Annotated in this window: 15 protein-coding genes; 5 read left to right on the forward strand and 10 right to left on the reverse strand. The window is 63.5% G+C overall.

Features of this window, described 5'->3' with window-relative positions; genetic code table 11:
- Positions 1-22: 22 nt before the first annotated feature.
- The 10 genes from AC1RRT_RS02110 to AC1RRT_RS02155 all read right to left on the reverse strand — a co-directional run bounded on the left by AC1RRT_RS02110 (position 23) and on the right by AC1RRT_RS02155 (position 9,853).
- On the reverse strand, positions 23-1,375 hold the full coding sequence (locus tag AC1RRT_RS02110; protein ID WP_493011998.1) for a sensor histidine kinase: 1,353 nt from the start codon (positions 1,373-1,375) through the stop codon (positions 23-25).
- A 23-nt stretch (positions 1,376-1,398) separates the two neighbouring features.
- Positions 1,399-2,076 carry a response regulator gene (locus AC1RRT_RS02115; RefSeq protein ID WP_493011999.1) on the reverse strand — a complete coding sequence of 226 codons (678 nt, stop codon included), beginning with the start codon at positions 2,074-2,076 and terminating at the stop codon, positions 1,399-1,401.
- A gap of 30 nt (positions 2,077-2,106) precedes the next feature.
- Positions 2,107-2,661 (reverse strand): DUF6134 family protein, encoded by a 555-nt coding sequence (locus tag AC1RRT_RS02120; RefSeq protein ID WP_493012000.1) that lies wholly within the window; start codon positions 2,659-2,661, stop codon positions 2,107-2,109.
- A gap of 185 nt (positions 2,662-2,846) precedes the next feature.
- On the reverse strand, positions 2,847-4,052 hold the full coding sequence (locus AC1RRT_RS02125; protein WP_493012002.1) for an ABC transporter substrate-binding protein: 1,206 nt from the start codon (positions 4,050-4,052) through the stop codon (positions 2,847-2,849).
- A gap of 100 nt (positions 4,053-4,152) precedes the next feature.
- Complete coding sequence (locus AC1RRT_RS02130; RefSeq protein WP_493012003.1) at positions 4,153-4,803, reverse strand: methyltransferase family protein; 651 nt, start codon at positions 4,801-4,803, stop codon at positions 4,153-4,155.
- Positions 4,804-4,931: 128 nt separating this feature from the next.
- The gene (locus AC1RRT_RS02135; RefSeq protein ID WP_493012004.1) at positions 4,932-5,738 is read right to left on the reverse strand and encodes a class I SAM-dependent methyltransferase; all 807 of its coding nucleotides are present in this window, start codon (positions 5,736-5,738) and stop codon (positions 4,932-4,934) included.
- A 101-nt stretch (positions 5,739-5,839) separates the two neighbouring features.
- The gene (locus AC1RRT_RS02140; protein WP_493012005.1) at positions 5,840-6,280 is read right to left on the reverse strand and encodes an RT0821/Lpp0805 family surface protein; all 441 of its coding nucleotides are present in this window, start codon (positions 6,278-6,280) and stop codon (positions 5,840-5,842) included.
- Positions 6,281-6,440: 160 nt separating this feature from the next.
- Positions 6,441-7,163 carry an acetoacetyl-CoA reductase gene (phbB, locus tag AC1RRT_RS02145; protein WP_493012006.1) on the reverse strand — a complete coding sequence of 241 codons (723 nt, stop codon included), beginning with the start codon at positions 7,161-7,163 and terminating at the stop codon, positions 6,441-6,443.
- Between the two features lie 107 nt (positions 7,164-7,270).
- Entirely contained in the window at positions 7,271-8,446 is a 1,176-nt protein-coding gene (locus AC1RRT_RS02150) for an acetyl-CoA C-acetyltransferase (protein ID WP_493012007.1), read from the reverse strand.
- Between the two features lie 117 nt (positions 8,447-8,563).
- Positions 8,564-9,853 (reverse strand): alpha/beta fold hydrolase, encoded by a 1,290-nt coding sequence (locus AC1RRT_RS02155; protein ID WP_493012008.1) that lies wholly within the window; start codon positions 9,851-9,853, stop codon positions 8,564-8,566.
- Positions 9,854-10,156: 303 nt separating this feature from the next.
- Here AC1RRT_RS02155 and phaR point away from each other — a divergent pair, with 303 nt between their 5' ends.
- The 5 genes from phaR to AC1RRT_RS02180 all read left to right on the forward strand — a co-directional run bounded on the left by phaR (position 10,157) and on the right by AC1RRT_RS02180 (position 15,716).
- Entirely contained in the window at positions 10,157-10,741 is a 585-nt protein-coding gene (gene phaR / locus AC1RRT_RS02160) for a polyhydroxyalkanoate synthesis repressor PhaR (protein ID WP_493012009.1), read from the forward strand.
- Entirely contained in the window at positions 10,722-12,635 is a 1,914-nt protein-coding gene (locus tag AC1RRT_RS02165; RefSeq protein WP_493012010.1) for an adenylate/guanylate cyclase domain-containing protein, read from the forward strand. The genes phaR and AC1RRT_RS02165 overlap by 20 nt, the downstream gene beginning before the upstream one ends.
- Positions 12,636-12,730: 95 nt before the next feature.
- Positions 12,731-13,180 (forward strand): hypothetical protein, encoded by a 450-nt coding sequence (locus tag AC1RRT_RS02170; RefSeq protein WP_493012011.1) that lies wholly within the window; start codon positions 12,731-12,733, stop codon positions 13,178-13,180.
- A gap of 35 nt (positions 13,181-13,215) precedes the next feature.
- Complete coding sequence (gene glpD, locus AC1RRT_RS02175; protein ID WP_493012012.1) at positions 13,216-14,739, forward strand: glycerol-3-phosphate dehydrogenase; 1,524 nt, start codon at positions 13,216-13,218, stop codon at positions 14,737-14,739.
- Entirely contained in the window at positions 14,736-15,716 is a 981-nt protein-coding gene (locus AC1RRT_RS02180) for a 2-dehydropantoate 2-reductase (protein ID WP_493012013.1), read from the forward strand. Before glpD ends, AC1RRT_RS02180 begins: the two co-directional genes overlap by 4 nt.
- Positions 15,717-15,720: the final 4 nt, after the last annotated feature.

Here is a 15,720-nt window from a genome sequence, read left to right on the forward strand (position 1 = left end):
CGCAGACACCAGTGGCAATATGTCACAGGCGTTGGTGAGGCAGATGCAGCACGAAACGCGCTCCGCCGGATGGCGCATCGGAAATACTTACCCGGCCGCCCAAGGCGCGCATCGTCTCGGCAACGATTGCCAAACCCAACCCCGCGCCGCCACGCCCGCGGTCGCGACCGCGCCAGAAACGCTCGAATATCTCATCCCGCAATTGCAGCGGCACGCCTGGTCCATGATCACTGACGGCGATGGAAGCGTCCTGCCCTACTGTGACCGTCACTTCCGTGCCGGATCGGGTGTGTTGAAGCGCGTTCTCCACCAGGTTGCGCAGGGCATCCTCCAGCGGGATACGCGCCGTGCGCACCATGACAGGCGATGGCGCAGGCTGCAGGGCGATCGTACGATGCTGGCTTATCGCGAGCGGGGCAAGATAGCTGACCACCGTTTCGGCCACCTGATTGAGATCGACATCGTCCTCGATCCGCAGGGCTGTCGCCTCCAGCCTGGAAACCTGCAGCAATTGGGCTACCAGTCGATTCATCCGTGCGATATCCTCACCGAACCGCCGCGCCGTCGCGTTATCGTCAAGCTCGGTCAGCCTAGCGGTCAGAACCGCCAACGGTGTGCGCAATTCATGCGCCGCATTCGCCGTGAAGCGCCGCTGGATCTCGAAACCGCGATCGAGCCGGTCCAGGGCGCTGTTGACCGCCGTGATCAGCGGCAGGATTTCCACCGCCACCTCACCGGTGGGAAGGCGCAGATCGCGGGTCGCAGGGCCAATCATCAGGGCTCGATCGGAAAGGTCCTTGATCGGTCGAAGGCTGCTCCGGATGGTCCACACCGCAATCAGCAATGTCGCGATCAGAATGATCGGCAACGTCCAGCCGATATGGCTGGCAAACTCGTTCATCAGGGAGTCGATATAGACGTCGCCGTGGATATATCCCTGCGCCACCACGACACGCAAATCACTGCCTGGCAGCACTGAAATGAACGCGTAATATGGCGTGCCGTTGCCGGCCGCATCCATCAGCCGGAAAACCGGTCCCGACCCTGTTTTCAGGCGCTCCAGCGGAAGCAGGGAAAATATATCGCGCGCCTTTCCGCTGGAGGCGAGAAGCACGCCGCCTTGAATATCCATAACCGCGTATAGATAACCATCACCCGATTCCCGATAGGCCCGATCCAGGACATCCGGGAGACGCAGGACAGGCCGACCTCCGTCCAACGCTGTATGGCTGGCAATCTGATCAGCCTGAATCTGCAGATTGACATCGTCGAGACTGTCGATGGCCTGCCACGTATAATGCGAAATGACGATGGCTAGCAGGAAAAGCGAGCCGAGCAGGACAAAGCCCAGCCGCCAGGCCAGGCGCGCCTGCAAAGACCACTGCTTGCGAGGCTGGCTCAGCTTGGCGTCTCCACCAACAGGTAGCCGACGCCGCGCACCGTGTGAATCTCTCCAGAAAAATTGCTGCCTTCAAGTTTCTTGCGCAGCCGATGCAGCAGGACCTCCAGCGAGTTGGGGGTCACCTCGTCATCGAAGCCATAAATCCGTTCCTCAAGATATGTCTTAGGCACCACACGGCCCGTCCGACGCAGCAGGTTTTCCAGAAGCGTCATCTCTCTCGATGTAAGGTTGGCGTTTTTTCCATCAATGGTAACGGTGCGGCCAACTGTATCAAAACGGATATTGCCCGCCTCGAGCACCAGACCTAGCGCCCCGCTCGGTCGACGCAGTAGCGCCTTGAGGCGAGCGATCAGCTCGGGCATTGCAAAGGGCTTCAGCAGATAGTCGTCAGCACCGCTGTTCAGTCCCTCGACCCTGTCGTCAACGCCATCCCGAGCCGTGAGAACGAGCACAGGCGTGCTGTCGCGTCGACCGCGCAGCGCGCGCAGCAGCGCCAACCCGTCTCCATCGGGCAGGCCGAGATCGAGAATGATCACATCATAGCGCGATGCCGCAAGCGCAGCCTGCGCATCCTCGAGATTTCCGGCATTGTCGACCGTGAATCCAATCTTGCTGAGGCTGCGCTGCACCAGATCGAGCAACTGCCCCTCGTCTTCAACCAACAGCAGGCGCATTCTCGCCCACCCCCTGCCCCACAATGCCCATCAGCGGCGCAGATACTCGATATTCGAGCCGTCCTTTGCCTTGAAGCGCACCTTCACCAGAACGTTCTCGCCATCATACCAGAGTTCCCGCTGCAGATCGCCGGTAATCGAATAATGGTGCGCCGGCACCGGCGCACCCCGGATGGCAAGCGTTTCGGTTCCCAGGTCGGAAACCTCAATCGTCATGCGGCTGCCATCCAGCGTATTGAGAATGCTTCTTTGCTGCAGAATCCCTTCATTCCAGAGGCTGGCTGGAATGGTGACATTGGCCTTCTCCGGATTCTTGCCATCCGCCATCACGCTCAGGCCCGCGCCGTCGGCCGAGGCGTCCAGGACATGCTTGGTGCCATCATCATTTGTGCGCGACCATAACCGCACAAGCCGGCCACCCTGCCAGATTTCATGGCCCTCATGCTCGAAACGGTATGCGGTGATGAATGCAACCTTCACCGCCACATTGGTCTGGATATCGATCTTCAGACCGTCAGGGCTGTTGTTGAACTGCAGCTCGTGGCGACCAACTTCGCTCCCGTCTCGAAGGACGGTAAACGTCAAGCTCCCACCGGGTGGCGGCGCTGCCTGCGACGGGGCTGCGAACGGCAGCAAGCCGGTCATGAGGACAAAAAGACGGAACAGAAAGTTCTTCAGCATCAGGGGCCTCGGCGGCAATCGGGAAAGATTGCCGCCGACTATCCTGCATCAAGCTTACAGGCAGCTTACCGCATCCCAGCTGGCCCCGGTTATTTGGCCAGGGGGCAGTTACCCTCGGCCAGCGGGCGGAAGGCCTTGTCCGCCCGTACGGTGGCGGCCACCTTCAGGAAGTCCCAGTCGCCCTTCGATTCCGACGGCTTCTTGGCTTCCAGCAGATACATCGGATGCAGCTTGCGGCCATCGACGCGGATGGTGCCCTTGCCGAACAGCGCATCGTCGGTCGGCATCGCCTTCATCGCGGCGACCACGGCGCGGCCATCGGCCGGGCTGCCGACCTTGTCGACCGCCTTGAAGTAATGCATCAGGCTGGCATAGACGCCAGCATGCATGTCGTTCGGCATCATCTTCTTGCCATGGCGTGACTGGAAGCGCTTTGACCATTCGCGCGTGCCGTCATTCAGGTCCCAATAGAAGGGCGCGATCGACTGCAGACCCTGCGTCGCCTGCAGGCCGAGCGCCGGCACGTTGGTGACGCCGAAGATCAGGCCGACCATGCGCTGCTTGGTGCCGAGGCCGAATTCGGCGGCCTGCTTCAGCGCATTGGTCAGATCGCCGCCGGCATTGGCAAAAGCCACCACATCGGCGCCGGATGACTGCGCCTGCAGCAGGAAGGAGCTGAAATCACTGACGCCGACCGGATGACGGGCGGAGCCGATGATGGTACCGCCCAGCGCCTTGATCTCGTCGCTGGCCTGCTTTTCCAAGTCATGGCCAAAGGCATAATCGGCGGTGATGAAATACCACTTCTTGCCGCCCTGCTCGTAGGCCGCACGGGCCGCAGAATGGCCGTAGGACCAGGTGTCATAGGTCCAGTGCACGAAATTGGCCGAGCATTGCTCGCCGGTCAGCAGTGAGCTGCCCGCGCCGGAGCCGAGCACTGCCTTGTTCTTGTCTTTCGCGATCTGGTTGACGGCCAAGGCAACAGCAGAATTAGGTAGATCGACGATCACATCCACATTGTCCACGTCGTACCACTGACGCGCCATGTTGGCGCCGACATCGGGCTTATTCTGGTGATCGGCGAAGATCACCTCGACCTTGCGCTTGCTCGCCTTCATGAAGTCCTCGGCCGCCATCTGCGCCGCCAGCACCGAACCCGGCCCCTGGAAATCGGCATAGACGCTGGACATGTCGTTGAGCACGCCGACCTTGATCGGCTTGTCCTGGGCCTGCACTGAAAAGGTGGATAGCAGGCCAGCAGCCACAAGGGCCGCGACGCCAAGAGCGTTGCGCATGGTTTCCTCCGTTTATTGTTACGGAGGATTATTGTTTGTATTGCAAACGATCGTCAATGGACTTTTGCCATGCTGCAATGCACAGCGAGGCACGCTTTGCTCAGGGCAGATGCAGCAGCACCGGCAGCCAGCCAGCATTTTGCAGCAGCTCGATGCCTTCCAGCAGCGGGATCGCAATCAGGAAGGACAGCGCATCGCGGAAGGTGATCAGCACCATGCGCGGCTGCACGGTCAACTCGGCATCAGAATGCCAGTTGGAGAAGCGCGGCCCCCAGCGCGGCACCTTCGCCGCATAGGCAGCGAAGTCCTCGGGGAATTTTGACTTGAGGAATTCCTCTTCCTGGGCGATCACCACACTGAATAGCGTGAAGACGAACAGGCCGAGCACCATGCCGGTCACCACGTTGCCGGCCTGCAGGCCGACGCCGATGCCGCCCAGAACGGAAAAGAGATACAGCGGGTTACGGCTCAGCGAATATGGCCCCTGATCGACCAGCAGCTTCTTCTTGCGACCGCCGATATAGAGCGAACACCAGGTGCGCCCGGTGATGCAGAGCAGGATAAGACCGTAGCCCAGCAGTTCCAGGCCCTCATGCGGCAGGGCTTCCGACGGCCACATCGATTCCGTGAATAGCAGCACCAGTAACAACAACAGGCCACTACCGAAGGCGAACTGCTTGCGGCGGCGCTGCACCAGGGACAGGCGGTCCTCGACCGGCTGCGGCGACGCGGACAGGGTGGCGGATGACATGGTGGGTGGCTCCCAGGATTTGCCTGCCTCAATATAGCACCGGCTTCATGACCGTTCGGCCATCCCGCCTGCGACTTGGCGTCGCGGGTCACCTGGCTTAACAAGCCCGGCCTTCAGCGCGCCTGGCGCTAACGTGCGAAATGCCGACGCAGCGCCCGGGCATAGGGAGCCGCCGGAGTCGCCTTGATCCATTCTATGGCCCGCTTTTTCAAGGAGAAGGTGAAGGCCTGGGTGCCATAGATGTCGACATCGCTGCCGAAGACGCGGGCCGACTTCTCGAAGTAATAGCCGCAGCGCTCGCGCAGCGCGCTGCGATAAAAGCCGGCATCGCCGGCGAAGGTGAAATAGGTCTTGTTCGGCGTGATGGCGAAGGGCCGCAACCGGCTGGCCGGCTCCATCATGTAGCACGCCACACCCGAGGCGACATCGGGCCAGTATTCGTTGAAATAGTCGTCCAGGATCACGACGCCCTTCGGCGCCAGCACGGATTCAATCAGACTGAAATCGTTGACGACGCAGTCCTCGGTATGGCCGCCATCGATGGAGGCCAGGCGCAATGGCCCAACGCTGTCGAGGATGTCGGCCGGCGTCACCTCAAATGAAGAGCGCTGCAGAATTCGCACAGCAGAGGCATCGGCCAGCCAGCGGCCGATATTGCGTTCGAAGATGGCGCGGTCGCCGTTACCGGAATCGTCGAGGTTGAGATGCTGGTCGTCGAAGACATCGATCGCAATCGCCCGTTCCTCCGGCTTGCGCCCCAGCGCCATCAGGATGAACAGCTTGCCGTGATGCACGCCGATCTCACCGACCGCGCCGGCAATGCCCGCATCGCGCTGCAGCGCGCCGAGGTCGTCGATGAAGGTTGCGCTATAGGGGAAAAGCCAGCCGCCGACCCGGCGTTGCCCCTGCTTCAAATATGCCTGCCGTTCCGCCACGCCACACTCCTCTGCGCTTGCCGATATGCAGAGGTAGGATCAGCACAGCATTTTGGGCGTGACCAAGCTGTGGTCTCGCCCATGAGGAATGAACGTGACAGTTAGTTGACGACGCGCCAGGCGCCGTCGGGCATCAGGCAGGCGGTGCCATAGCCACGCTGCGGACCACCACCTACGGTGACACCGCCCTGGTACTCACGGCAATACTGGCCGTTGGGCGCGACATAGACCGGCGAGGCCGGCGCGGCCGACATAACCGGCGGCGCCGCGTAGACCGGAGGTGCAGCATAGACCGGCGGCGCGTAGACGACTGGTGGCGGCGCATAGATCACCGGCGGCGGCGGCGCGTAATACCGGTAGCTGTAATACGAATAATGGCGCGGCGGCGGGCCGTAGTAGCGCCGCGGCGGCCCGTAATAGCCCCGGCGATAGTCGCCCGAGGAATACCCGAACGAGAAGCTGTCAGCCTTGGCTGGCGCGGGCGCGAACAATGCTCCGGCAACGACAGCGGTGAAAGCGGCAGCAGCGAACATACGGACCATGACACAGCCTCCTTGGACTGCTTTTACAACGGTCAAGCTGTGCGGGGATCATGGCGGATTTGTGTTAAATCCGGCTGTGACAAACAAAAGAAACCGCCGCAGGATTTCTGCGGCGGTTTCGGAATGAGGGCGCAAGAGGCGGAAAACCGCCCCGCTTCGGTCAGTACATATGCTGGCCGCCATTGATGCTGAGCGTCGAGCCGGTGATGAAGCCGCCCTCGTCCGCCACCAGGAACAGCACGCCGCGCGCGATTTCCTCGGCGCGACCGAGTCGACCGACCGGAATCTTGGCAACAATCTTCTCCAGCACATTCGCCGGCACGGCGGCGACCATGTCGGTGTCGATGTAGCCCGGCGCGATGGCGTTCACGGTGATGCCGCGGGCGGCACCCTCCTGCGCCAGAGCCTTGGTAAAGCCGTGGATGCCCGACTTGGCGGCGGCGTAGTTCACCTGGCCGTACTGGCCGGCCTGCCCGTTGATGGAGCCGATATTGACGATGCGGCCGAAACCGCGCTCGCGCATGCCATCGATGGCGGCGCGGCACATGTTGAAGCAGCCGCCCAGGTTGGCGTCGATCACTGCCTGCCACTGGTCATGCCCCATGCGATGCATGGTGCCGTCACGGGTGATGCCAGCGTTGTTGACGATGACATCGACCGGGCCGAGATCGCGCTCAACCTGCTTCACGCCGTTCTGGCATTCGTCGAAATCGGCAACGTTCCACTGATAGGTCTTGATGCCGGTTTCAGCCTCGAAGGCCTTGGCGCGCTCGGTGTTGCCCGCATAGTTGGCGGCGACCTTGTAGCCGTTCTGGTGCAGCAGACGGGAAATCGCAGCGCCGATACCACGAGTACCGCCGGTGACAATCGCTACGCGAGACATGGGAATCCTCCTGTTGAATACTTTTTTGCTATTTGGCTGTCAGATGGTGGTCTTTTCTTGATGGAAAAAAGGCCGGGATCTCCCCTCCCGGCCTTTTTCCAAAATCGTCAGTCGCGCTGGATGCACATCGCGATGCCCATGCCGCCGCCGATGCAGAGTGTGGCGAGGCCTTTCTTGGCATCGCGGCGCTGCATTTCATACAGCAGCGTCACCAGCACGCGGGCACCCGAGGCGCCGATGGGATGGCCGATGGCGATGGCACCGCCATTGACGTTCACCTTGTCGGTGTCCCAGCCCATGTCCTTGTTCACGGCGCAGGCCTGGGCGGCGAAAGCTTCGTTGGCCTCGATCAGGTCGAGATCGCCGGCCTTCCAGCCAGCCTTTTTCAAAGCCGCGCGCGACGCCGGGATCGGACCGGTGCCCATGATGGACGGATCGACGCCCGACTGCGCCCACGACACGATGCGGGCCAACGGCTTCACGCCGCGCTTCTTGGCTTCCTCGGCGCTCATCAGCACCACGGCGGCGGCGCCGTCGTTGATGCCCGAGGCATTGCCGGCGGTGACCGAACCATCCTTGGCAAAGGCCGGACGCAGTGCCTTCATGGCATCAACGGTCGAGCCATGACGGATGTATTCGTCATTCTCCACCACGGTATCGCCCTTGCGGCCCTTGATGGTGACGGGAACGATCTCGTCCTTGAACTTGCCGGCCTTCTGCGCCGCCTCGGCCTTGTTCTGACTCTTGGCCGCGAATTCGTCCTGCTGATCACGGGTGATCTGGAACTGCTTGGCCACGTTCTCGGCGGTATTGCCCATGTGATAGCCGTTGAAGGCATCCCACAGACCGTCACGGATCATGGTGTCGATGAAGCCGAGATCGCCCATCTTGTGACCGGCACGCAGATAAGCAGCGTGCGGCGCCTGGCTCATGCTTTCCTGGCCACCGGCGACCACGATGTCGCTGTCGCCGTTCTTGATCGCCTGGAAGCCCAGCGCGACGGCGCGCAGGCCCGAACCGCAGAGCATGTTGACGCCCCAAGCCGGCACTTCCACAGGCAGGCCGGCATTGATCGAGGCCTGACGCGCCGGGTTCTGGCCCTGTGCAGCGGTGAGGATCTGCCCCATGATCACTTCGCTGACCTCATCGGCCTTCACGCCGGCGCGCTTCAGCGCGCCATCGATGGCGACCTGGCCGAGATAATGCGCCGGCACGCTGCTGAGCGCGCCGTTGAACGAGCCGACCGGCGTGCGCGCGGCGCTGGCAATGACAATATCGGTCATGGGATGTCCCTCCACTCTGGACTTATATATGTGATGCTAGGTCGAGACGCTGTTGAACGGAACGATAAAGGCCTTTTCGCAACTGCAGCAAGGCCCCCGGCATTGAAAAAATGCCGGTCAGGCTTGCACTTTGGTCTTGCGTCTGCGGGGTGACGCAGCGGATCGCTCCGTCACCAGAGCACCGGCCTGCAACAGCCAGTCGGCCAGCGGTTGCCACAGCCCCGTCTCCGCCCGCGGCCCGGCCACCATGCCGATATGGCCGCTGGGCGCATCCAGACGCATGGCCTGCGGCAAGTGGTCCAACAAAGCGGCAGCACCTTCCTTAGGCACCAGCTTGTCGCGCTCGGGCAGCACCACCAGGGTCGGTTTGCTCCACTCCTGCGGCCGTACCGGCTTGCCGGCGATCAACCAGTCGCCCCGCACCGGGCGGTTCTCGCCATACCAGCCGATCAGGCATTCGCGCGCCACCGGTCCGGCCAGCGGCACGCCGTCATTCAGCCAGTCTTCCATGGCAATGAAACGTCGCTCGCCCTCGCTTTGCTCCGGCATGGCGTCAAACAGGCTGAATTTTTTCAGCGCCGTGAAAGGATCGAGCGCCCAGAAGAAGCCCTGCAGCGTATCGACCTCCAGCATCGGCGGCGGCGCGTCATCCGTTGCAGGTGGCGGCACCAGCGCCGGCGCCAGCGCCTGCACCAGCGCTGCATGATGGGCGCCGCCGGCATGGAAATCCCAAGGCGTGGCCAGCAGGGCCAGCGCAGACACGTCATCAGGGGCCTGCAATGCCGCAGCCAAGGCCAGGTTACCGCCCATGCAGTAGCCAAGCAGCAGCGGCACTTGCCCGGTTTCGCGCTTCACGGCTGCGAGCGCCCGCACCAGCCGCGCGATATAGGCGGTAAGATCGAAACGCTGTTCAGCCTCGCCCGGATCGCCCCAGTCGAGCAGGAAAGGACGCAGGCCCTGTGCCGGCAGCCAGCGCGTCAGGCTCTGGCCCTCGGCCAGGTCGAGAATATAGGCGCGGTTGACCAGCGAAGGCACCAGCAGCACCGGGATGCCATCCCGGGCATAAGACAGAAGCCGGCTGCCGCCTTCGCGCCAGATTGCTGGCGGATCGGCCAGGGCGCGGCGATAGCCATGCTGGCGATAGCGGAACATGGCGCCGCTCATGGTGGTGAGCCGTGCCAGGCCGGCACGCATCAGTTCGGCGATGAAGTCAGCCGGGTCGACGCTTGCCAGTTGCGGCGCGAGGGCGGCGAACCTTGCCTGCAGCTGCGGATTCCAGAACGGCGAGGCGTGCCTCGCACTCGGCCAGACGGCGAGCGAGCTCAGCAACATCAGGTTGGCGGTCGCCAGATGCAGCGGCAGCGGCCGTGGCCCCAGACGGGGATTGTGATGGGGACTTTGCGACATTGCCGCCTCCCTGCGCCGCTGCGGTCGCACCCTGCTTCCAGAGATTGAGCCAGGTCGCCGACAATTCAGCCAGTTTCGGATCGGTAGCCAGCAATCCGGCCTGTTCCTGCCAGAGATCGAGGAACTGTTGCGCCAGCGCCTGTGCATCGCCGGCTGATTTCGGGCCAGCCTTGGGATCGTCCATGCCCACAGCCTACACCCAAGCGGGTTTTCCCGGCCACCCTTTCGCGGTGCACAAGAGACTTGCGTATACAAAGGATTACGCGCGAAGATGTATTCAACTGACCTAGGGAGCGTGGGACCGTGGCCGAAACCGACCAGACGACAGCAGCGCCTGCCATAAAGATCAAAAAGTATGCAAATCGGCGGCTGTATAATACGGCAACCTCCTCCTATGTGACCTTGGAAAACCTCTGCCAGATGGTCAAGGACGGTCAGGATTTCGTGGTCGAGGATGCCAAGAGCGGCGAGGACATCACCCGCAGCGTGCTGACCCAGATCATTTTCGAGGAAGAGTCGAAGGGGCAGAACCTGCTGCCGATCGGCTTCCTGCGCCGCCTGATCACCTTCTACGGCGACAGCCTGCAGACCCTGGTGCCCAGCTACCTGGAAATCTCGATGGCCTCGTTCCAGCGCAATCAGGACGAGATGCGCCAGTACATGGCCGAAGCCTTCGGCGAGATGTTCCCGTTCCGCAGCATCGAGGAAATGGGCCGCCAGAACATGCAGATGTTCCAGCGCGCCATGACCTTGTTCAATCCCTTCGTCGCCGCCGAGGCGGGTGAAAAAGGCGCGGCCGGCGACAAGCCGGTCGAGGTCGACACCCTGAAGAAGCAGATGGAAGACCTGCGCAAGCAGGTCGAGGCCCTTGCCCGAACCAAGGGCTGAGCAGGCCGCCTCCACGCCGGCACTCGAACCGACCGCTCTGAAGCCCGCGCGCCAGCCGCGCGTGCGGCCGTCGATCACCTTCGTGCTGACGCTGGCCGTCGGCCTGCTGGTGGTGCTGGCCGGCGTCGCCAACGGCGTCGCGTTGCTCACCGGCCGCCTCAACACGGTCGAGCTGTTGCGCGACCGTAACGACCGCATCGTCACTCAGCTGGTCGAACGCGCGCGCGATCAGCTTGTGCCCGCTGCCGACCAGGTGGAATCATTGCGCACCCGGCTGCAGCGCAAGCAGATCGGCGTGAACGATGTCGGCCGGCTGACCGACTACATGATGGCCGGCCTCGATGCCCTGCCCCAGGTCGACGCGCTGGCCCTGCTGCGCAACGACAGCGTGGCGACGCGCGTCATCCGCCAGGGCGGCAACACCCTGGCCTTGCATGACAGCATCCGCAACTACCCCGATACGGCGGCGCGACTGGAAGCGCTGCGCCGCCTGTTCGAGATGCAGAACCGGCCCGACCTCTACAATAAGCCGGTACATTGGGGTGACCTGATCTGGAACCCCGAGATCGGCCAGCCACTGATCAACGCGCAGGCGCCGGTCATTATTGACGGGCTTTTCGTCGGTCAGGCATTGGCCGTCGTGTCACTGGGCACGCTGTCGCGCGTGATCGAGACCGACAGCGTGGATAACGAGGCGACCAATTTCATCCTCTATGACGATGAATATGTGCTGGCGCATCCAACGCTGCTGAACCACGAATACGGACTGTCGGCGGAAAACCCCGTTCCGGCGCTGCAGAAGATCCACGACCCCGTGCTGCGCCGGATCTGGGACGGCCGCATCGATCGCGTGCTGGCGCGCTCGCTGCTGGGCGACGATGGCAACGCGCATATCGTCGAGGTCGACGGCCGGCAGTGGATCTTCGTCTATCGCCGCATCAACGAATTCGGCGAACGGCCCTGGCTGGTCGGCCGCTATTTCGCCTTCGACCAGATCCAGACTGAAATCAGCCGGCTTCAGGTCTCGGCCGCCGTCGGCCTGCTGAGCCTGGCGCTGTCGCTGATGATCGCCTGGCGCCTCGGTCGCCTGATCCGCCGGCCGCTGCTGTCGATCAGCCTGGCCGCCAACCGGCTGCGCAACCTGGATTTCGATGCGCCGCCACTCGACCGCACGCGCCTGCGCGAACTCGACGACGCTGCCCAGGCGATCAACGCCGCCAATGCGGCGCTGCACTGGTTCGGCAACTATGTGCCGCGCAAATTGGTCAACCGGCTGGTGCGCGAGGGCGAGGACGCCGTCAATGTCAGCAAGCGCCGCGACGTGACGGTAATCTTCACCGACCTCGTCGGCTTCACGGCAATGTCTGAAAAAATGACTGCCGAGGAAACCGCCGACATCCTGAACGATCATTTCGGGCTGGTGACCGCCTGCATCGAGGCCGAGAACGGCATTGTCGACAAGTTCATCGGCGACGCCGTGATGGCGGTCTGGGGCGCGATCAAACGCGACGATGACCATGCCGCCCGCGCGTGTCGCGCCGTGCAGGCCATCTGTCGCGCGCTCGCGGCTGACAATGCCCGCCGCGTCATGCTGGGCAAGCCGATCCTGCGCATGCGCATCGGCCTGCATTCCGGCCCGGTGGTGGTCGGCAATATCGGCGCACCCGGACGCATCAACTACACTGTCGTCGGCGATACGGTGAATACCGCCCAGCGGCTGGAGCAGCTGGGCCGCGACCACCAAAACGAGGATGAGCAGGTCGTCGCGCTTGCCAGCGCTGAAACCGTGGCCGAGGCCGGGCTGAGCCCCAAGCCGCCGCTGATCGGCCGGCTGGCCGTGAAGGGCCGGCTCGAAACGGTCGAGGTCTACCGACTGGACCAGCCGGCCCGCTGACGCCGCCCCCCGCGGGCGACCGTTCACAATTCCGGGACGTTAACGCGCCATTTACCGACTCCCTGCTTGAGTCCGGCCTCTAGACGCGAGGGTTCATGGTCAATCTGGTCGGCACCGGCATTGTGGTTTCGCCTTCGGGCGGCCAGGCTGATTCCGCCATCGAAACCCGCAGAAAACAGCGCCAGAATGCTGCTGCCGAGGGTTTCCGCACCCAGGAGGATGGCAGCCAGGCCCCCACCCGGGGCGCCGGCCTGTTGCAGAAGACCCGCGAGGCTGGCCAGGCCGTCCTGCAGATCCTGCGGCGCCGCACCGACCGGGGCGAGCCCGCCGACCCCAATGCCGAGATTCCCCCCCATCTGGAGCGCCGGCGCGCCTGGCGCGAGGCCTTCGGGGTTAACACCTACCATACCCAGCAGCTGGCCCAGTCTGACGAGGCTGAGATCAGCCGGCAGGCCCGGACCAGCGCCCATTCGGCCTATCGCAGCGCCGGCGGGCGCGGCAGGCTGGAGCTCGACCTTGCGCAGCAGATCAGCGTGACCGTATAAAGGCCGCTTTCCTGCCTTCCAGCGGTTATTTTTCAATGTCTTCTGAACCTGCCGATCTGTTGATCATCGGTGGCGGCGTAAACGGGACCGGCATCGCCCGCGATGCCTCCGGTCGCGGCCTGAGCGTCATCCTGGCCGAGCGCGGCGACCTGGCCGGCGCCACCTCCTCGGCGGCCACCAAGCTGATCCATGGTGGCCTGCGCTATCTCGAGCATTACGAGTTCCGCCTCGTGCGCGAAGCGCTGGGCGAACGCGAAGTGCTGATGAAGATGGCGCCGCATATCATCTGGCCGCTGCGCTTCGTGCTGCCGCACCATCCCGGCCTGCGTCCGGCCTGGATGATCCGCATCGGCCTGTTCCTCTATGACAACCTGTCGCGCCGCCAGAGCCTGCCTGGTTCGGTGGGTCTCGACTTCACCGGCGACGATCCGCGCGGCCGGCCGCTGAAATCAAAATTCAAACGCGGCTTCGAATATTCCGACTGCTGGGTGGATGACGCCCGCCTCGTGGTCCTGAACGCGATGAGCGCCCGCAACAAGGGCGCAAAGATTTTCACCCGCACGGCGGTGACGGCGGCCAGGCGCGAAGGCGGTCTGTGGCATGTCACGCTGACCGACCAGAGCAATGGCAGCAGCCGCATCGTGACGGCGCGCGGCATCATCAATGCCGGCGGCCCCTGGGTGCGCGAGACGCTGACCGGCGCCTTCAGCCAGACCCCAAAGAACAGCGTGCGCCTCATCAAGGGCAGCCATATCGTCACCAAGAAGCTGTTCGATGGCGATCACTGCTACATCTTCCAGAATGCCGACAACCGCATCATCTTCGCGATCCCCTATGAGCGCGACTTCACGCTTGTTGGCACGACCGACATTCAGTTGGATAAGCTGGATGGTCCGCCGCGCATCAGCGAGGACGAAACCACCTACCTGCTGAAATCGGCCAGCGAGTATTTCCGCCAGGACGTGACCCGGGACATGATTGTCTGGTCCTATGCTGGCGTGCGACCGCTCTATGACGACGGCGACAACGATCCTTCGGCCATCACGCGCGATTATGTGCTGGACCTCGATACGGGCGCGAAGAGCGACGCACCGCTGCTGTCGGTCTACGGTGGCAAGCTCACTACCGCGCGCCGCCTGTCGGAGCAGGTGATGGACAAGATTGCGCCCTTCTATCCGAAGATGGGCAAGGCCTGGTCCGGCGGCGAGCCGCTGCCCGGCGGCGACCTCAAGGGCCTGAGCTTCGATGCCTTCGTGGCCGATCTGAAGCACCGCTATCCCGGCCTCGATCCGGCCTGGCTGACGCGGTTAGCGCGCCGCCACGGTTCGGCGGTCGACACCATCCTGGGCGACACGCAGTGGTCAGCCGATCTGGGCGAGCATTTTGGCGGCGGGCTTTATGCACGCGAAGTCGATTACCTGATGCGCCAGGAATGGGCGCGCGAGGCCGATGACGTGCTGTGGCGCCGCACCAAATGCGGCCTGTGGGTCACCGCGCTGGAACGCGAGCGCCTGACCAGCTGGATGGCGCAGCACCGCCCCAATATCGAGGCGGCATGAAGATCGGCATCGTTGGCGCGGGCGCCATCGGCGGCTATTTCGGCGGCCTGCTGGCCCGCGCTGGCCATGATGTCACCCTGATCGCCCGCGGCGCCCATCGCGATGCCATCCGCGATCACGGCCTGACCGTTGAAAGCGACGGCAAGCGCTTCACCGTGCATCCCGGCTGCACCGACGATCCGGCCGAGGCCGGCGTGCAGGATGTGGTGATCCTCAGCCTGAAAGCCCCGGCCGTGCCCGACATGGCCGAGAAGATGCTGCCGCTGTTCGGCGCCGATACGCCGATGATCACGGCGATGAACGGCATGCCCTACTGGTATTTTTATCGCCATGGCGGTCCGCTGGACGGCATGCGTCTGGCGTCCGTCGATCCCGGTGACCTGCAATGGAACCTGATCGGGCCGCAGCGCGCCATCGGCAGCGTGGTCTGGGTTGCCGGCGCGATCTCGGCGCCCGGCGTGATCAGCCACGGCGGCGGCAGCCGCCTGCCGCTGGGTGAACCCGATGGCAGCACGTCTGAGCGCGTGCAGCGGTTGAGCAAGGTTCTGACCGAAGCCGGCATAGACGCGCCAGTGCTCGACAACATCCGTCAGGAAATCTGGACCAAGCTCTGGGGCAACCTGTCCTTCAATCCGGTCAGCGTGCTGACCTACGGCACGCTCGGCGGCCTGGCCACCGATCCGGATGCACGCCGCGTGCTCGGCGCGATGATGCGCGAGGCCCAGCAGGTGGGCGAAGCCCTGGGCATCACCTTCCCCATCACGGTCGAACAGCGCATGGACGCGGCCCGCAAGGTTGGTCCACACAAGACCTCGATGCTGCAGGACCTGGAAACCGGCCGGCCGATGGAAATCGGCGGCCTGATCGGCGTGATTGCCGAACTTGCCGAGAAATTGAAGATCGTCACCCCCACCATCGACGTTGTGCTGGCGCTGCTGAAAACGCGCGCACGGGTCGCTGGAACCCTGCAGGACTGAACCG

Source organism: Ferrovibrio sp. GW821-FHT12B10 (assembly GCF_058807515.1).